The organism is Bryocella elongata, assembly GCF_900108185.1.
Lineage (GTDB): Bacteria > Acidobacteriota > Terriglobia > Terriglobales > Acidobacteriaceae > Granulicella > Granulicella elongata.
The window spans coordinates 769,613-785,040 of sequence record NZ_FNVA01000001.1 but is presented as its reverse complement, the minus strand read 5'-3'; the positions used below and the strand labels follow the sequence as shown (position 1 = coordinate 785,040).

Sequence of the window (15,428 nt, the reverse complement as noted above, 5' to 3'; positions counted from 1 at the left end):
CTCCATCGCTAGTGCTTATGCGTGGTGAGACTGCGACTGCGGTTGAGTGCTCTCCGAAGCGATGAGATATCCATGCGCGGCCTCCACCGAAGCTGCATCGCGCTGCTGCCATGCGCCGCGAACCTGCAGTACGAGTTCGATCTGCGCCTCCAGGAGCGAAGCTGACTTCTTGAGTGATGCTTCGAGCATGCGGGCGCGAATGATCTGGTAGAAGTTCGCCAGGCTCATGGCCAGTGGATCCCCGCTCTCGAGGTTGACCCAATCCTGCAGCTGGCCGAGGACCAGCGTTGCATGGTTGAGAGCGATGCAGCGCGCCTCGATGTCTTCCTGGCGCATCGCTTCGACAGCGAGCCGGAGATCAGACGCAAGCTTGTCATATAACGCGATGACGAGGCCGATTGGCGTGGCGCCGGCGATCGCAGACTGACGATAGGAATTGGCAGGATTCGAAAAGTTCATGAGCTCTTTCCTGTGAGGCCGAGCATTGCGTTGATCTGGGCCATTTGTGTTGGCAGTTCCTCGAGTGCGGCTTCCGCCGTGCCGAGGTCGGTTGTCAGCTGCGTCTGCAGCGGGGTGATGTAATTCGTCTCGAAGTTGCTGATCTCGGAGGTCAAATCACTTTGCTGTGTCGTGATGCTCGAGAGCTCCAGGGTGAAGGCGCCGTCACCCGGATTGAGATAGAGACTCAGGGAGTTATTCATATTCGCCGCAAAGCCATTCAGCGAAGCCCCCTGGAAGAAGCTCTGGACGTCGCCCGGAGTGTTCACGAGGGCCGCATCCAGCGTGGTGGAATCCACGCTGAGTGTGCCATCCGTCCCCTGGGTGATCCCCAGATCCGACAAGCTTGAAACCGTCGTCGTCCCGCTGGAAGGGGTGTACGTGTAGTTGAGCGCCGACTGGAGCGCACTCTGCAAACCAATGACGGTCGGGTCCGACGCAAGGTCGCCTTCGGTGCCCGTGGTCGAGGAAAACTCGAACTGCTTGTTCACCAGGCCAACGGCCGTGTTGTAGTCGGTGACAAACTGGTTGACCGCGGTGGCGACTGCAGTCGAATCCGATGCCACCGTGAGGGTCGTGGTACCTCCGGTAGAGGCTCCAATCAGATCGAGCGTTACACCGCTGATCGCGCCCGTCACGGTATTCGATGCACTGGTGATCGGAACGCCATCAACCACCACGCTCGCGTTCGCCCCGGCTTCGGCCTGGGTGAATCCAAAGGTCGGCTGATTCACGCTGAACGTCGTCGTTCCATCGCTGCTTGCCAGGGTAAGGTTGGAGCCATTCGAGTCACTACCGGCGGTAGCGGTCACGCCGATGCCGGCGTTGTTGATCGCCGTTGCGAGCTGTGCGTAGGTCTCGCCAGCGGTGGTCGTAAAGTTAGTGGCTGTACCGCCCACGGTTACCGTCAGCGTGTTGGCGCCGAGTGTCTCACCCGTGGGGAGATCAGGTGTCGTCCAGCTGGTTCCGCTGAAGTTGGTCGAGCTGATACTGAAGTCGTCCGCCGAACCCGAGCTATTGCTGACGATCGCCAGACGCGATCCCGTCGAGTCACTGATCACGCTGGCAGTGACGCCAAGCGATTTTCCGCTGCTGTCCGTGGCGGTGTTGATCGCGGCCGCCAGACCTGCAAGTGTGTTGTCCCCGCTGGTGGCGGTGCTGATGGTGGCGGAAGATCCGCTCGCCATCGTGATTGTGAAGGACGTCGAAGGCAGAGTGCTCGAGGAACTGGCCGAAAGATCCGAGTACCAGGCGCCAGTCGTTGCGACGTTGTTCACGACGACGGTGTGCGTTCCAGCTACGGTGCCGGAGGCCGCCGTTGCGGTTACGACGTTTGAGTTTGAAGAGGTCACATCGCGTGTGGCCAGGGGCCCTGTCAATGTATTCAGCGATTCCATGTCCGTCTGAATGGCGGTGGTCGCCGTCTGCATCGCAGTGAGTTCGCTGGTTTGATTCGTGAGTGTGGTCTGCTCGCTCTTCCAGGCTGTCTCCGGCCCGCGCGCCGCAGCAACCGCGGCGGCCACAGCAGCCGTTACATCGATACCCGCGGACGATGCGCCAGTCGCCGCCTGCAGCAGTGAGCTGTAGTCGTAGGTTGAGTTGTTTGTGGTCGTCGCGGCGGTGACCGAGGAGGAGCTCATGCGTGAACCTTTTCTGTTCGCAGCGTGCGCACGCCGGGAATAGCGGACTTAAGCGAGGCCGGGAGATGATGCGTTGGACGGCATCACCTCCCGAGGGCCCCGGTTAGGTTTACTGGACCAGCTTCAGGACAGCCTGCTGTGCCTGGTTGGACTGCTGCAGAGCAGCCATACCGGTGGACTGCAGAATGTTGTACTGGGTCATGTTCGCAACGGTCTTGCCTACGTCTGCGTTCTGAACCGAGTTCTCGGCGGAGGTCAGGTTCTGCACCTGGCTGCTCATAACCGAGGAAGCGGCCGTGAGGCGGTTGACCGAAGCGCCGATGGTGCCACGCTGAGCTGCAACCGTGTTGATGGCAGCCGTCACGTCAGCCAGCGCGGTCTGCGCAGCTGCCGTGCTGCTGAGGTTGTCGCTGTTGAGGCCGAGCGAGGTGGCCGAGAGCGAGTTGATGGTCGTGGTGATGGTGGTGTTCGCAGCGCCAGTCGTGGTGCCGTCGCCGATGTACACGGTGTTGGTGTTGCTCGTGCCTGCAGCCGCTTCCATCGGGCCGAGAACCGAGTCGTTGGACGAGACCGAAATACCGGTCGTGCCGGTGTTCGGGCCGATCTTCAGTGCGCCAGCGCCCGTCAGGGTAGCCGTGGTGCCAGCCGACAGGGTGCCAGCCGAGACAGCAGCGGTCACCGCATTCTGAAGGTCCTGCACGGTGCTGCTTGCGCCGGCCTTGAACACGAACGTACCGCCAGTGGCGGAGTCAGTGATGGTCGTAACCGAGCCGCTGGTCAGCTGCGTTGACGTCGCCAGCGAGGCCTGGGTCGAGGTGAAGCTGGTGGGGGTGTTCGAGCTGAACACGTTCTGACCGTTGAAGTTCGTCGAGTTGCCGATCTGGTTGACTTCGGACAGGATCGACGCGAACTCCGTGTTCAGAGCGGTGGCCTGGGTGCTGGTTACGTTGCTGGTAGAAGCTTCCGTCGCCAGGGTGGTAGCGCGGTTCAGCAGCGTGGTGACCTGCGACAGAGCGCCGTCGGCGGTCTGCAGCATGCCAATTCCGTTGGACGCGTTCTGCTGCGACTGGGTGAGGGCAGCAATGTTGGCCTGGAGGCCATTGGCGATGGAGAGGCCGGCCGGATCGTCCGAACCAGAGTTGATCTTGAGACCAGTCGACAGCTGGGTGAGCGTCTTCTGGAGGTTCATCTGCGTGTTCGAGAGCGCGTTCTCCGCGGTCAACGACGCGATGTTGTTCAGGACTGTGAGTGCCATTGGGAATCGTCTCCTTGTAGTTCCAGCCGGCGCCTCACTCTTATATGTGGAGGTCGCTGATTGCGCCCCAGTCTGAGGGAGAAGGCCGTCTTGGACAGGGAACATATCGGCTGCTGCGCGACAGTGTTTACAGCAAGTCTTCATATGCCAATGATTTGTTTTGGAGGGTCATACCCCAAAAGTGGGAGCGGCGGAAGCTGCAAAACTCGCAGTCATCCGCCGCCCCATGATTTACCGATGTGAGCCGTGTCCTACTGCAGATACTGCAGGAGAGTCTGCGGTAGAGCCTTGGCTGCCGCGGCCAGAACCGCGTTATTATCCAGCTCTGCCTGTGCCAGATTCGTTGCCGCTTCGGCTGTGCTGATTCCGGTGAGCGCAGTCTGCTGGGTCGTAAGCGTGATGGTCTCGCTGCTCAGATAGGTCTCCTGCGAACTTAGCTCGCTCACGCCTTCATCCAGCGGGACGCGAAGTGTATCGAAGCTGGTCAGCGCCGAAGATACAGCCTGGGTCGCGGTGGAGATGGCGGTCGTGTCGCCACCCTTCAACGCCTTGATCAGATTTGTGAGTGAGGCAATCGTGTTGCTTCCATTGCCGAACAGTGTGCTCCCCGGGACATTCGAGGCGACTGAAAGCGAACTTCCAACGCTGACGTGGTTCACATCGGAGTTCCCCACATAGGCGTAGGAGTCCGCGACCTGGGTACCGGAGTCTGCGCTCATCGAACCAAGCGCGGAGTCGTTGGTGGACACCGCGACTCCGGATCCGGAGCTTCCCTGGCCAATTGAAAGCTGGCCATTTGCATTGATGGTCGCCGTCGTACCTGCTGATAGCGTGCCTGCGGACACTGCACCCGCGACGGCCTGTTGCAACGTCGCGATCGTGTCGCCGCTCTTCGCGGTGTAGGTGAAACTCTCACCTGTCGATGCATCGCTGATGGTCGTCTCAGAACCCGCGGTGAGAGCTGTGCTCGTCGTTAACGGAGTGGAAGCGGTACCGTTCGCGGAGCTATACGACAGCGAAGCCGGGACGAATGGCGGAGTGGAGCTTGCCGAACCACCGAAGAGGTATGAGCCCTGATACGAGGTGTTGGCCGACGAAACCACCGTCTGCAACAGACCCTCCACCTGCGAGGCGATCGAGTCGCGGTTACTGGCGGCCAACGAATCGCTCGCACCGGCTGTGCCAGAGCTGATGGCACTGTTCATCGCCGTGACGACCTGGCTCAGCGCCGAGCTCGCGGTCTGCATGCTGCTCTGCAGGGAGGACACGTTCTTCGTGTACTGATCGACGTTGGCCGACTCCATGAGGGAGCGGACCATGTTCGCAGAGGCAGAGGGATCATCCGACAGCTGTTGCACGCGCAGGCCGGTCGAGACCTGCTGCTCAGCTGTCGCCAACGAGCTTGCGCTCTGCTGGATGTCGTACTGCACCTGCGGAATCATGCTCGTCACTCGCATCGTCTTCTCCTTCTTCCTTCGTGTCGGCGATAAGCCCCAGCCAGGGCCCCCACGCGTCGCCGGGTCTACGCTTACGCCGCCGAGGCAGTTCCCATCGAGATCGTGACCTGAAACAAGGACTGTATCGTCGATACCACCCTTGCTGCAGCTTCATACTGCTGTTGGTACTGCATGAGGGAGGTCGTCTCCTGGTCGATGGAGACACCGCTTACCGAGCTGAGCTGGGTGTTGAGCGAAAGCAGACTGGACTGCGCCGCGCTTGATGCTGTTGTCGCATTCGCCGACAGCTGCCCAACCTGGTAAACCAGGTTGGCATAGGTATTGCCAGGCGTCGATCCCGAAGCGAGCGCGTTCGTCTGGATGGCCGTGAAGTTGGCGAGGTTGCCGTTGCTTCCGCTTGCTCCGGTAGAGCTGGCCGCAATTTGGGTAGTGCTGGTGAGCGCGAGACTGATGCCCGCGGCTGAACCCGAAACCGTCGATGGCAGACTGAACATCGCCGTCCCGGTATTGCCGTTTTGATCGGTGCCCTCGGCCTGCGCTGCGTTGAAGGCCTGTCCCACCTCGTTCGCCAAAGAGTCAAGCTGACCGAGAACTGCGGGGATGGTCGCCTGCTGCATCGTCAATGTGCCGCCGAGGTCGCCCCCGGTGATCGTCGAAGTCACATCCGTGCCATTGGAGTCCTTGATGACAGCGTTACCGCCGGTCCCGGTCGAGGCGCTCAGAGCGTAGCTCTTCGCACCCGACACGACGACGGCATTCCCGATCGTCAATGTGGTTCCATTCGAGGACTTGGTAGAGCTGACATTGGCGAGCTTGGACAGCTGCAGCACAAGCTGATCCTGCTGGTCCTGCAGCGTGCCCGCATCCTGTCCATGGTTGTTCTCGGCCTCGATCTGCGGATTCAATGCAGCGATCTGCTGGGTCAGCTGGTTGATCTGGCTTACGTCCTGCGTGACCTGCGTGTTGAGGCCGCCCTGGATCGAGGTCAACTGTTGCGAAGCGGTGTTGAACGATGTCGCCAGGTTTTGCGCAGCTGACAGCACCGCCTGCCGGTCCGAGGAGTTCGTCGGAGCTGTAGACAGGCTCGAAATGCTGGAGAACAACCCTGACATCTCCGTGCCGATGTCGCTGGTCGAGGTGGTGAAGACTTGCTCGATCTGCGTCAGGCTGGTCGATTGCGCGTCCGCGCTGGATTGTGCCTGCGTCTGCTGCTCCACCTGGGACTGCAGCAGCTCGTCTCTCACGCTCTGGTAGCCGTCAAAGTTGACCCCGCCGCCCAGTGTCTGGCCGTCGACGACTGAAGTCGGGCCCTCTTCCATCTGCGCGGTCTGGCGCGTGTAGCCGGGCGTGTTGGCGTTAGCAATATTGTTGTTAACGATCTGAAGAGCGCCATCGGCCGCCATCAGCGAACCGGTGGCTACGTTCAGAGAGCTTGTGAGCGACATGAATTAGGCCTCGCAGGACCACGTGCGCCGGGTTAGGCTGCCAGCGTGGTTGGGTGAACGATCGGGGGATGCATGCGCTACGTCTCCCGCGAAACCACGGCAGAGCGACGTCAGCAGGCTGATAGATCGGCTGGAAGTCTGTAAAACAAGAGCGTATCCTGCGCTGACCTGGCGGAGGTCTTCGACCGCTGTTTCAATCTGGGACTCGACATCGTCCCAGAGTTTGGCCCAGGCCCGGGCCGTGCTTCCGCTCATCGCGAGAGCATCATCGGGACGCGGCATCCGATCCAGTTGGAAGCAGAGGTCTTCCTGGCGGCAGATGCTGTCCGTGAGAGTAAGCAGGTCATTGGCAGCGATCGCATCGAGAGCGATGCGTATCTCGGTGGTCAACGCCTGCACACAGGCGAGGAAGTGAGCAGCAGACGGTTCAACGCCCTGCGGGGCGGAATCGAAGGCGCGTGGCGTCTCCGTACCTGGGCCTGTCATGGATCAGAGTCTCCTCCTCCACCGGCCCGTCGCTGCGTCGGTGGAGGTTTACATGCCCTCGCTGAGGATGCCGGAGGCAATCTTCGAGGGGTTGATGTTGTAGTTACCCGAAGCGATCTGCTGCTTCAAAGCGCTTACCTTGTCCTGCCGTACCTCGGGCGAAGCCATTGCCTGGCTCACCAGAGTGGAAACTGCAGAGCTCGAGGTGCTCAGCGTCGTACGATCCTGGGTTTCAGCCGGCGCCGCGGCGGAGCTGGACGTGGTGGCTGGTCGGCTGTTGAGTTCAACGGGGTTCTGGTTAGAGACTCCGTTCGTGAGGTCAACCTTCATTTTTTGTCCTCCTAATCTGACGGTACGTTCTATCGGCACAGATTAGGAGCCGTTCAGTAATCTCCCGGCACTTCTTGGTAACTAGCTGGTTTCAGTTACCTGCGGGGGTTGGTGCGACTCCCTCTGATTCTTTTTGCGACACGGCCGGGTGGGAATCGGCCTGCCGCTCCAGCGAACTCGTGATCATGCGTGAGATTCCGATGCCTCCCTGGGCTGCCATGGCCTGCCCAAGTGATTGCATTGCAATGCCTTGCATCGACGAGCTACCCGCATCGCCATCTTCATCGTCATCGCTTCCGGGCATCTTGCCGAAGCTGTCCTCGGCCTGCTGGAGCCACTGCCCCAGCAGCAGGGATTCGAAATCCTGGCCCGCCTTGTGGATCTTTTCCTTGCTGTCTTTTCCCTCCCCCGAGGCAAGCTGGTTGGCTTGCCGGACGAGGTTGTCCGCGGAACTACTCAGCGGCGTGGAAGCTGCGGCTGAGGCGAGGCTGGCCCCTGAGACTTGCATTAGATGACCTCCAGGTTGGCGTCGAGACCTCCGGCCGCCTTGATGGCCTGCAGGATCGCGATGATGTCGTGCGAGGTCGCACCGATTGCGTGGAGTCCTTTGATCAGTTCCTCGACGCTGGCGCCGGCCTTGAGCTGAATCGACTGGGCAGGAGTATCGGTCACGTTGAGCTTGGTTTGGGTTGTTGCGGTGGTCGTGCCGTTCGAGAAGGGCGCCGGCTGCGAGATGATGGGCGTCGTCTCGACGTCAATCGTCAGCGAACCATGGATGACGGAGACCGGCTGCAGCCGCACATCTCCGCCCATCACGATGGTTCCGGTACGTTCGTTCACAACGACGTGGGCAGGTTCTTCCACATCGATCTTCATCGATTGCACGCGCGAGATCAGATCCGGAACCGACCCATCCCCGGTGTCGGCGACGTTCACCTCAACACGGCGGCTGTCGATTGCGCGCGCCACAGGCTTGCCGAACTCCTTATTGATCGAGGTCTCGACATTGCGGGCCGTCGTAAAGTCCGGGTTCAGCAGCAGGAACGAGAGCTTGGGCAACTTGGTGAGGTCGATCGACGCATCACGCTCCACCGTTGCGCCGTTCGAGATGCGGCCGGTGGTCGGGTGGTTGACCGTCTTACTGTTCTTCGAGTTCCCTTCCGTATAGCCACCCAGGACCAGCGATCCCTGCGCCACGGCATACACCTTGCCATCGGCTGCGCGGAGGGCGGTGAGCAGAAGCACGCCGCCACTGAGGCTCTTAGCATCTCCGACTGAGGAGACGGTGACATCGAGATCCATACCAGGCCGAGAGAACGGCGGAAGCGAGGCAGTTACGAAGACAGCCGCAACATTCTTTACGGTGACGACCGCAGGCGTGATCTGCACGCCCATGCGCTGCAGGGTGTTGGCCAGTGTCTGCACGGTGAAGAAGGTCTGCTGCGAATCGCCCGTACCGCGAAGACCGGTCACGATGCCGTAACCGACGAGTTGGTTCTCACGAACGCCTTCGATGCTGGTGATGTCACGCACCGTGAGCCGATGCTCTTGCTGTCCGTTGGCAACTCGAGCGGCGAGCATCGCGAGCAACATCGCGGTGGCGATGGCCAATATATAGCTCGAACGTCGGCGCGCCGAACGAATCATCGTCTCAGGGACGATCCGGGTTAGAAGCCGAAAAGCCATAAGATTGCCTTCGTGATCGGGTTGAGTGGCTTCGTGCCATCGGAGATGATGCCCTTGCCCTTCATCTCGATCTCGAGGTTCGAGAGGGCAGAGGAAGGAACGGCGTTCTGAGGGCCAATATCGCCAGGGCGAAGCAGGCCGCGAACCATCACATCCTCATGCTGGTTGTTCATGAAGATCTCGCGGTGAGCCTCGACGATGAGGTTGCCATTGGGAAGGACCGCGATGACCTGGCCGGTGAGACTCGTCTGGAACGCAGTGCTCGAGGCCGTCTGACCGGAGCCCTTGAGCGTCGTTGTCGAGTTGGCGGCCAGCAGCGGGTTGAGTACAGAGGGCGTCTGCCCCATGATTCCCGTGATGGCGGAGTTGTGCGCAAACGCGCGCGAGGTGTTGACCGAACCGGACTGCGCAGCCGTCGTCTGCACCGAAACCACAATGGTGATGGTGTCATTCAACCTGGTTGCTTTGTAGTCGGTCGAGACGTCCGTCATCGGGCCAGTCGAGCTCCACAGACTGCCCAGCGTGTGCTCATCGGCGACGGCAACGTTCTTCCCCGAGAAACGCGCAACGTACTGTGCACGCAAGTCCTCGGCTGTAGGCTTGGGCTTCTTCTCCTTGCCAAAGGCGTGGGCGTTGATGGAAACAAGTCCCACGCAGCCCAGCATCAATATCGTTTTGAGGGCGCTGCGCATTAGAACGATCCCTTCACCAGGCCGCTACGGACAACCTGGGCCTCGAGTGTGTTGTGGTTCAGCGGGTTGCTCACGCGGATCGTCTGCCCTTCGACACCGTCCTCGAGGCACTTCACAGTCATCTGGATGTGAGCGTCGCCGCTGTTCATGATCATGGTGGCGTTGCTGCCGGCCTTCACGACCGGAAGCGCCGCCTCAACGTGCTGAGTCTTAGCGATGACCTGCGGTTTCGGCACCGGCGTCGCTGTCACCTTCAGACCAGCCGGCATGGAAACCACTGCATAAAACGGAAGGCAATCACGGGAGGAGTCACAAGCCACCCGGACTGCAAACCGAGGCACCATGCCCGCGGCAAGATCCTTGCGCGAGGGCCGGGTGTGATCAAGAGAGAGGATCGAAGTCACATGAAGCGCAGGCTGCTCAGAGGAGGAGACCACGCGGCTGAGCATCTCGATCCTCGCGCCGTTGATTGCCACACCCTGCTCTGCAAGGCGGACCTCGATGACGTGCGTAACCTGCCCGGCCGAGAGATTGAAGACATGCGTGCGATGCATCTGCGCCCCCGCAGAGGCTGATACGGTCAGCCCTCCAAGCATCGCAAGCATTGTGGTCTTCATGGTCATCTTCTTCTCCCTAGTCTTACTGCGCCAGCTGGTTCAACTGCTGCAGCATCTCGTCGCCAGCCTTGATCACACGCGAGTTCGACTCATAGCCGCGCTGCGCGAGGATCATCTGTACGAACTCATCGACGGTGCTGACGTTAGACTGCTCGAGCATGCCCTGCTGCAGCGCGCCGAGGCCCTCCGTGCCGCCGGGCGTTCCAACTACGGGATCACCCGAGGCCGTGGTCGGAAGATAGATGTTGTTACCCACGGAGTTCAGTCCACCGGGGTTGACGAAGAGCGCTGTCTGGATCGTTCCCACCTGCGAAGCCGCATTCTGGCCCGACTGCGTCACGCTCACCGTTCCATCGCTGCCGATGGTCACGCTGGTTGCTCCCGCGGGAATCGTGATCGTCGGCTGCAGCTGATACCCCTGCGCCGTGACGAGGTTGCCTGTCGAATCCTGTTGGAATGAACCCGACCGCGTGTAACCCGTCTGTCCGTTAGGAAGCAGGATCTGAAAGAACCCAGAGCCCTGGATGGCGAGATCCAACTGGTTGCCGGTCTGCGTCAGGGCGCCCTGCGTCTGCGTAATCTCCGTCGCACCAGGCCGGGTTCCGAGACCGATCTGCAGACCGGTGGCGTTGGTTGTCTGCTGCGTGGACGCGGCGCCCGGCATCACCTCGTTCTGGTAGAGCAGGTCAGAGAACTGCACAGTACGCGACTGGAATCCAGCGGTCGAAGCGTTCGACAGATTGTTAGCGATGTTATCGAGATTGAGCTGCTGGGCCGTCATGCCGCTTGCCGCTGTGTAGAGTGCGCGAAACATTGGATCTCCTTGGAAGTTCTGCTTTGATTCGCCGAGTTACTGACCTACGTGCGGAAGGTCCTGCGAGGCCGTCTTGTCCATTTCGTTGCTGAAGAGAGAAAGCATGCGGCGCATCTCTTCGACCGAGCGCTGTGCATCGATGAGCTCAACGACACCCGAGATGGGGTTGACGTTCGAGCCTTCGATCATGCCCTGGCGGAGCGTTGCGGTCGTTGCTGCAGGCGTAGTATTCGCGGGCGCCTTGAGATAGTTGTTCCCCATGCTCTCGAGGTCCACGTTGGCAGGAAAGTCGACAACCCCAAGCTTGCCGGCCGTCGCTCCGTTCACTGAGATCGTGCCGTCCGAGCTGATCGAAACCGGCTGACCGACGATCGAAATTGGAGCCCCGCCCTCACCCAGGACGGGGTCCCCGTTCGCCGTCACCAACTGCCCCTGCGCCGAAACTGAAAAGTTGCCTGCTCGTGTGTAAACAGTGCCCTGTGCGGTCTGCACCTGGAAGTAACCCTGCCCTTCGATCGCGATGTCCAGCGGGTTGCCGGTCTTCGTCAACGAACCCTGCGTCGTATCGAGGCGCGTGCCGCCGAGCACACCATAGTCGTTGGCATCCTCATTCAACATGGAGAGATTCGGATTGCCATGCTGGGCGAGCGTCGCGCGAAAGGTGCTGTGCCGTGCGCGGAAGCCAGGCGTGCTTTGATTCGCCAGGTTGTTCGCGACCGCATCCAGTGCATCCGTACGGGAGACCAGTGCTGTAGCCGCTGCATAGAGTCCGCTGTTCATCTTTGTTCCTCGCTGGAGCTACATGCAATCGCCGTGCCAATTTAGTTGAGAGGCGTTGCAGGTTGCACCAGTGCTGAATATCCAGTGTTTTCGTGATTCGCTCTCACTCACGGAGATAGCGGTTAGAGCAGCATGAGAGCAGCGTCGCGGCTTACGCGATAGCCAGCAGAGCCGGAGCCGACTCACCGACGCGGATGAGAACGTCGAGCGACCGATTGGCTGCCGTGAATCGACCCCACACATAACCGCGCGAGCGTGTGATCGAAAGCTGGTCCGCGCTGATGGCGATGCCCTGGTTGCAAAGCACGCGCGTCATCTCGGTCGTGCCGACAAGGTCGTCGAAGCAGATCTCCTGGGTCGCCGCACGTTCCTCGTGCAGAGCCATAAGAGCATCAAGCTCCGCACGGGTGATGAAGCAGGGATGCGTCTTGCAGCCGAGGACCTGCTCCATGGCATAGAGAGCACCGTACTCGATTGAGTCGACGAAGCCCATGAGCAGCTTCTTTCCGGTCGCCGAGTAATGCAGCGGCACCATGCCTGAGCGACGGAGCAACGTCGGCGGCAGCTTCACCGAGACGTGCTGAGACTCAGCCGTCGGCGTAAACAGCGGGCAGCCCCACTGCGAAGCGCGCGTGGAAAGAATCTGGCGCTCGGAGATGACGCCCATCTGCACCAGGATCTCGCCGAGTTCCCCGCCCTTGCGGCGCAACTCCTCATTGGCCCGCTTGAGGTCCATCTCGGTGATATAGCCGCGACTCACGAGCATCAGGCCTAAGGGCATTCGCGGCGAGTTTCCGTTTCGGCGGCTCGAAGAGCCCAGGAGCCGGATAATCAGTTCCTCCACCGCCGAAGCCACGCAGCGATAGCTGCAGTACCACTTGCCCTCGAGGGTGATTCCAACGTGACGAGTATCGAGCGCACGCTGCGTCAGCCAGCGGCGGCACTTGTCGCGATTGCACGGCACGGTTTTGAAACCCGCGATCCACGACGACTTCGAGAGCGATTCCACAAGATTCATCTGAAACTCCAATTTCGACACGCGAGGGGTTCGCGGATTAGGCCAGCATGTGTTGCGAGATGGGCTGAGGTACTTCGGTGACACGGAGACCATAGTTGCCGTCGATCACGACAGCTTCGCCTCGGGCGATGACCTTCCCTTCGAGAAGAAGCTCGACTGGCTCTTCGACCTGCCGGTCAAGCTCAATCACTGAACCCGAGGTGAGGTCGAGGACCTCACGCAGGGTCAGCTGACGCTGGCCGAAGCGGAGGACCACGTTGAGTTCGACATCGAGCACGAGATCGAGGTTCATGGCCTTCGCATCGCCGCGCTCAGGAAACGCCACCAGCGGGGGATGGACCGAGATCGCATCGATGCTCTGAACTGCAGCCGCATCGATGCCGATGGTAAGTCTGATCGTGGTTCCGTCATTGGCATGCATCGCAATGCCAAAGCTCTGCACGGGCTCGCTGCTGACGGCCAGCTCAACGGTCGCCTGCCACTCGGTGGCAGGGTTTGCCTCGCGGAGTGCTGCCAGCGCGGGCTCGATCCAGTGCTCCACCAGCTCGGAAAGCTCACCGTCTTCTTCAAGGGCGGCAGCGGACCGCGTCGCAGTGATCGCATGAGCGTCCGCCCGCAGGACGACGGAACCCTGCACTGCGCCTTCGAAGCGCAGCTCGAAGCTGGTCAGATCATCGGCGTCATCGACCGGAGCTCCGGTCTCTTCGACGGTCCAGGGGTTTCCGCCGAGGAACTCCAGCCGGGTTGCGAGCTGCTGCAGCAGGGACGTAAGGAACGGTGCATCGGCAAGCTTGGAAAAGGTAGGTTCCATGTCTCGTTACTCCCGGTCAGGCATGGGCTCAAGAGAGCGCGCCATGAGTTGCGCGGCCTTGCGGCGTCCACTACGGACGACGGTGGCCTCGAAGATGTCGATGTCCTCAACCGTCAGCCGGCCGGTGTTCTTCACGGGGGCCTGCATGTGGAGGATGGAGCCGGGGCGAAGACCAACGAGATCACGCACGAGGACGCGAATCTGAGTCTGGTCGGTGGCGACCATGAAGCTGCCATCCAGCAGGCGCTCGCGCAGCGTCGGGTTGGGAAGGTGGCGCAAGGCCGAGATCTTCTTGGACTGCGCGGCCTTCAGGTGGCGCAGCAGGTAGCCGACGAACGATGTCGGCAGCACAATCTTGAGGTTTCCAGTAGCTCCAGCGACCGTCATCTCAAAGAGCAGCGTGACGACCTTCTCTGCGATAGGCAGCACCTGGGAGACGCCAACAGGCTTGATGCAGCGGCCCGGGCGGAGCGACAGGCCAAGGGCCTTCCACGAGCGCTCAAGCTCCTTCACCATCAGTTCGCCGATCGGCACCATGATGTCTTCGTCGATCTCGGTGAGCTCGCGCACCTGCTCCGAACCGGAGCCAACGCCGCCGAGGAGAACATCGATGATCGGAAACACGACAGACGCATCCATGTCGATCAGGAAGCTGCTCTCAAGCACCCCCAGAGCGCAGGGCAGGATGTAGTTCTCTACCGGTACGCGGGATGCATAGTCGCCGCTGATCGTCTGCTCCAGAGAAACGAAGCGGATCTGCATGGAGGTGCCAAGGTAGACTTCGAGCGAGTTCGCTGTCTGCAGGGCGAACTTCTCATGCAATGTCGTCAGGGCGCGGGCGTTGTCGTTCGACAGACGGCCGGCATAACGGAAGTTGCAAGGATGGATCGTCGGGCGGCGCACTGTTCCAGTCGACGTGGAGGGAGCTGCACTCACGCGAGCCTCCGGGCGGAAGCGGCGGCAGTAGCACGGGCCCAGCTTGCAGGCATCGCGGGACGGGTCTTGATGGCGCGTGGCATCGACTTCTCAGTCGCACGAACTGCAGCCGGACGTTCAACTTCCTTCTTTGCCTCCGGCTTTTCGTTCAGGTGCTGCATCGCAGCCCGGAGCTTCATCAGAGCACCAGAGTGGATCTGCGAAACGCGGGAGACGACCACGCCGACGATCTCGGCGATCTCCTTCATCGTGGCTTCGCCCTCGTAGTAGAGCGAAAGAATCAGCTGCTCGCGCTCTGAAAGCTGTCCGATCGCCTTCGCCAGCTGCTCCTTCATCTCGCCTTCGAGGCAGAGCTCGAAGGGATTGTCGCCTCCGCGGCTGGGGGCGGACTCGATGAGATCGTACGAGACCGACGAATCACCATCGCTGTCCGACTGCTGACCCACCAGATACAGCCCATCGAGCTCGGTCATGGTGTTCTGCAGCTCGGAGAGCTCCATGTTGAGGTCGGCGGCAATCTCTTCGTGTGTCGGCTGCCGGCTGAGCTTCGATGCCAGGGAGGCGATCGACGCCGAGATGGCGCGGCCCTTGCGGCGCAGCGTACGCGAGCCCCAGTCGAGCTTGCGCAGGCTGTCCAGGATCGCTCCCCGGATGCGGAACTTGGCAAAGGTGCTGAAGCCAGCATTCTTGGCCGAGTCGAAGTTACGGGTCGCTTCGATGAGACCCAACACACCGGCGTTGACCAGGTCCTCCATCTCCACGTGCTGTGGAAGACGCTCACGGATGCGAGCCGCGATGTAATACACCTGTGGTAGTTCCTTCATGACGAGCTCATTGCGCTCATCAAACTCATCTACGGTTGCGGTGGAGCGGTATGCAATCTCGGCTGCGGTCATGTTGTGGCACTCCTTCATTTCGCGACTCATCGGCGTTCTCGTATTTCTCTGGGTCCCTTGTTGCCGT

Annotated in this window: 17 protein-coding genes; all 17 read right to left on the bottom strand. The window is 60.9% G+C overall.

The features are described from left to right. Nucleotides 1-15: 15 nt before the first annotated feature. Nucleotides 16-459, bottom strand: a complete 444-nt coding sequence (gene fliS / locus C4S68_RS03250; protein ID WP_103931553.1) for a flagellar export chaperone FliS — start codon at nt 457-459, stop codon at nt 16-18. Next, a complete protein-coding gene (gene fliD, locus C4S68_RS03245; protein ID WP_103931552.1) occupies nt 456-2,138 on the bottom strand; it encodes a flagellar filament capping protein FliD in 1,683 nt (560 codons plus the stop codon). The genes fliS and fliD overlap by 4 nt, the downstream gene beginning before the upstream one ends. 109 nt (nt 2,139-2,247) lie before the next feature. Beyond that, entirely contained in the window at nt 2,248-3,393 is a 1,146-nt protein-coding gene (locus C4S68_RS03240) for a flagellin N-terminal helical domain-containing protein (protein ID WP_160114976.1), read from the bottom strand. A gap of 251 nt (nt 3,394-3,644) precedes the next feature. Beyond that, nucleotides 3,645-4,850 carry a flagellar hook-associated protein FlgL gene (flgL, locus tag C4S68_RS03235; protein ID WP_103931550.1) on the bottom strand — a complete coding sequence of 402 codons (1,206 nt, stop codon included), beginning with the start codon at nt 4,848-4,850 and terminating at the stop codon, nt 3,645-3,647. A gap of 71 nt (nt 4,851-4,921) precedes the next feature. Then, the gene (gene flgK, locus C4S68_RS03230) at nt 4,922-6,295 is read right to left on the bottom strand and encodes a flagellar hook-associated protein FlgK (RefSeq protein WP_103931549.1); all 1,374 of its coding nucleotides are present in this window, start codon (nt 6,293-6,295) and stop codon (nt 4,922-4,924) included. A 3-nt stretch (nt 6,296-6,298) separates the two neighbouring features. Then, nucleotides 6,299-6,781 carry a hypothetical protein gene (locus C4S68_RS03225; RefSeq protein ID WP_103931548.1) on the bottom strand — a complete coding sequence of 161 codons (483 nt, stop codon included), beginning with the start codon at nt 6,779-6,781 and terminating at the stop codon, nt 6,299-6,301. 48 nt (nt 6,782-6,829) lie between these two features. Next, on the bottom strand, nt 6,830-7,111 hold the full coding sequence (gene flgM, locus C4S68_RS03220) for a flagellar biosynthesis anti-sigma factor FlgM (RefSeq protein WP_103931547.1): 282 nt from the start codon (nt 7,109-7,111) through the stop codon (nt 6,830-6,832). A gap of 91 nt (nt 7,112-7,202) precedes the next feature. Next, nucleotides 7,203-7,619, bottom strand: coding sequence for a hypothetical protein (locus tag C4S68_RS03215; protein ID WP_103931546.1), 417 nt, complete (start codon nt 7,617-7,619; stop codon nt 7,203-7,205). Continuing rightward, a complete protein-coding gene (locus C4S68_RS03210; RefSeq protein ID WP_103931545.1) occupies nt 7,619-8,758 on the bottom strand; it encodes a flagellar basal body P-ring protein FlgI in 1,140 nt (379 codons plus the stop codon). The genes C4S68_RS03215 and C4S68_RS03210 overlap by 1 nt, the downstream gene beginning before the upstream one ends. Before the next feature lie 20 nt (nt 8,759-8,778). Then, complete coding sequence (locus C4S68_RS03205; protein WP_235011315.1) at nt 8,779-9,489, bottom strand: flagellar basal body L-ring protein FlgH; 711 nt, start codon at nt 9,487-9,489, stop codon at nt 8,779-8,781. After that, nucleotides 9,489-10,106 (bottom strand): flagella basal body P-ring formation protein FlgA, encoded by a 618-nt coding sequence (locus C4S68_RS03200; protein WP_160114975.1) that lies wholly within the window; start codon nt 10,104-10,106, stop codon nt 9,489-9,491. Before C4S68_RS03200 ends, C4S68_RS03205 begins: the two co-directional genes overlap by 1 nt. A gap of 22 nt (nt 10,107-10,128) precedes the next feature. Continuing rightward, entirely contained in the window at nt 10,129-10,920 is a 792-nt protein-coding gene (gene flgG, locus C4S68_RS03195) for a flagellar basal-body rod protein FlgG (RefSeq protein WP_103931543.1), read from the bottom strand. A gap of 36 nt (nt 10,921-10,956) precedes the next feature. Continuing rightward, a complete protein-coding gene (gene flgF, locus C4S68_RS03190) occupies nt 10,957-11,700 on the bottom strand; it encodes a flagellar basal-body rod protein FlgF (protein ID WP_103931542.1) in 744 nt (247 codons plus the stop codon). A 151-nt stretch (nt 11,701-11,851) separates the two neighbouring features. Beyond that, nucleotides 11,852-12,718, bottom strand: a complete 867-nt coding sequence (locus C4S68_RS03185; protein ID WP_160114974.1) for a GspE/PulE family protein — start codon at nt 12,716-12,718, stop codon at nt 11,852-11,854. A 37-nt stretch (nt 12,719-12,755) separates the two neighbouring features. Continuing rightward, entirely contained in the window at nt 12,756-13,529 is a 774-nt protein-coding gene (locus tag C4S68_RS23495; protein WP_235011314.1) for a flagellar motor switch protein FliN, read from the bottom strand. 6 nt (nt 13,530-13,535) lie between these two features. Then, nucleotides 13,536-14,465, bottom strand: a complete 930-nt coding sequence (locus C4S68_RS03175) for a FliM/FliN family flagellar motor switch protein (RefSeq protein ID WP_103931540.1) — start codon at nt 14,463-14,465, stop codon at nt 13,536-13,538. Next, the gene (locus C4S68_RS03170; protein WP_235011313.1) at nt 14,462-15,391 is read right to left on the bottom strand and encodes a sigma-70 family RNA polymerase sigma factor; all 930 of its coding nucleotides are present in this window, start codon (nt 15,389-15,391) and stop codon (nt 14,462-14,464) included. Before C4S68_RS03170 ends, C4S68_RS03175 begins: the two co-directional genes overlap by 4 nt. Nucleotides 15,392-15,428: the final 37 nt, after the last annotated feature.

What these genes read in the sequence shown, in the direction of transcription:
- fliS (WP_103931553.1), bottom strand. Translation starts at nt 459, where the DNA reads ATGAACTTTTCGAATCCTGCCAATTCCTATCGTCAGTCTGCGATCGCC.
- fliD (WP_103931552.1), bottom strand. Translation starts at nt 2,138, where the DNA reads ATGAGCTCCTCCTCGGTCACCGCCGCGACGACCACAAACAACTCAACC.
- C4S68_RS03240 (WP_160114976.1), bottom strand. Translation starts at nt 3,393, where the DNA reads ATGGCACTCACAGTCCTGAACAACATCGCGTCGTTGACCGCGGAGAAC.
- flgL (WP_103931550.1), bottom strand. Translation starts at nt 4,850, where the DNA reads ATGCGAGTGACGAGCATGATTCCGCAGGTGCAGTACGACATCCAGCAG.
- flgK (WP_103931549.1), bottom strand. Translation starts at nt 6,295, where the DNA reads ATGTCGCTCACAAGCTCTCTGAACGTAGCCACCGGTTCGCTGATGGCG.
- C4S68_RS03225 (WP_103931548.1), bottom strand. Translation starts at nt 6,781, where the DNA reads ATGACAGGCCCAGGTACGGAGACGCCACGCGCCTTCGATTCCGCCCCG.
- flgM (WP_103931547.1), bottom strand. Translation starts at nt 7,111, where the DNA reads ATGAAGGTTGACCTCACGAACGGAGTCTCTAACCAGAACCCCGTTGAA.
- C4S68_RS03215 (WP_103931546.1), bottom strand. Translation starts at nt 7,619, where the DNA reads ATGCAAGTCTCAGGGGCCAGCCTCGCCTCAGCCGCAGCTTCCACGCCG.
- C4S68_RS03210 (WP_103931545.1), bottom strand. Translation starts at nt 8,758, where the DNA reads ATGATTCGTTCGGCGCGCCGACGTTCGAGCTATATATTGGCCATCGCC.
- C4S68_RS03205 (WP_235011315.1), bottom strand. Translation starts at nt 9,489, where the DNA reads ATGCGCAGCGCCCTCAAAACGATATTGATGCTGGGCTGCGTGGGACTT.
- C4S68_RS03200 (WP_160114975.1), bottom strand. Translation starts at nt 10,106, where the DNA reads ATGAAGACCACAATGCTTGCGATGCTTGGAGGGCTGACCGTATCAGCC.
- flgG (WP_103931543.1), bottom strand. Translation starts at nt 10,920, where the DNA reads ATGTTTCGCGCACTCTACACAGCGGCAAGCGGCATGACGGCCCAGCAG.
- flgF (WP_103931542.1), bottom strand. Translation starts at nt 11,700, where the DNA reads ATGAACAGCGGACTCTATGCAGCGGCTACAGCACTGGTCTCCCGTACG.
- C4S68_RS03185 (WP_160114974.1), bottom strand. Translation starts at nt 12,718, where the DNA reads ATGAATCTTGTGGAATCGCTCTCGAAGTCGTCGTGGATCGCGGGTTTC.
- C4S68_RS23495 (WP_235011314.1), bottom strand. Translation starts at nt 13,529, where the DNA reads ATGGAACCTACCTTTTCCAAGCTTGCCGATGCACCGTTCCTTACGTCC.
- C4S68_RS03170 (WP_235011313.1), bottom strand. Translation starts at nt 15,391, where the DNA reads ATGAGTCGCGAAATGAAGGAGTGCCACAACATGACCGCAGCCGAGATT.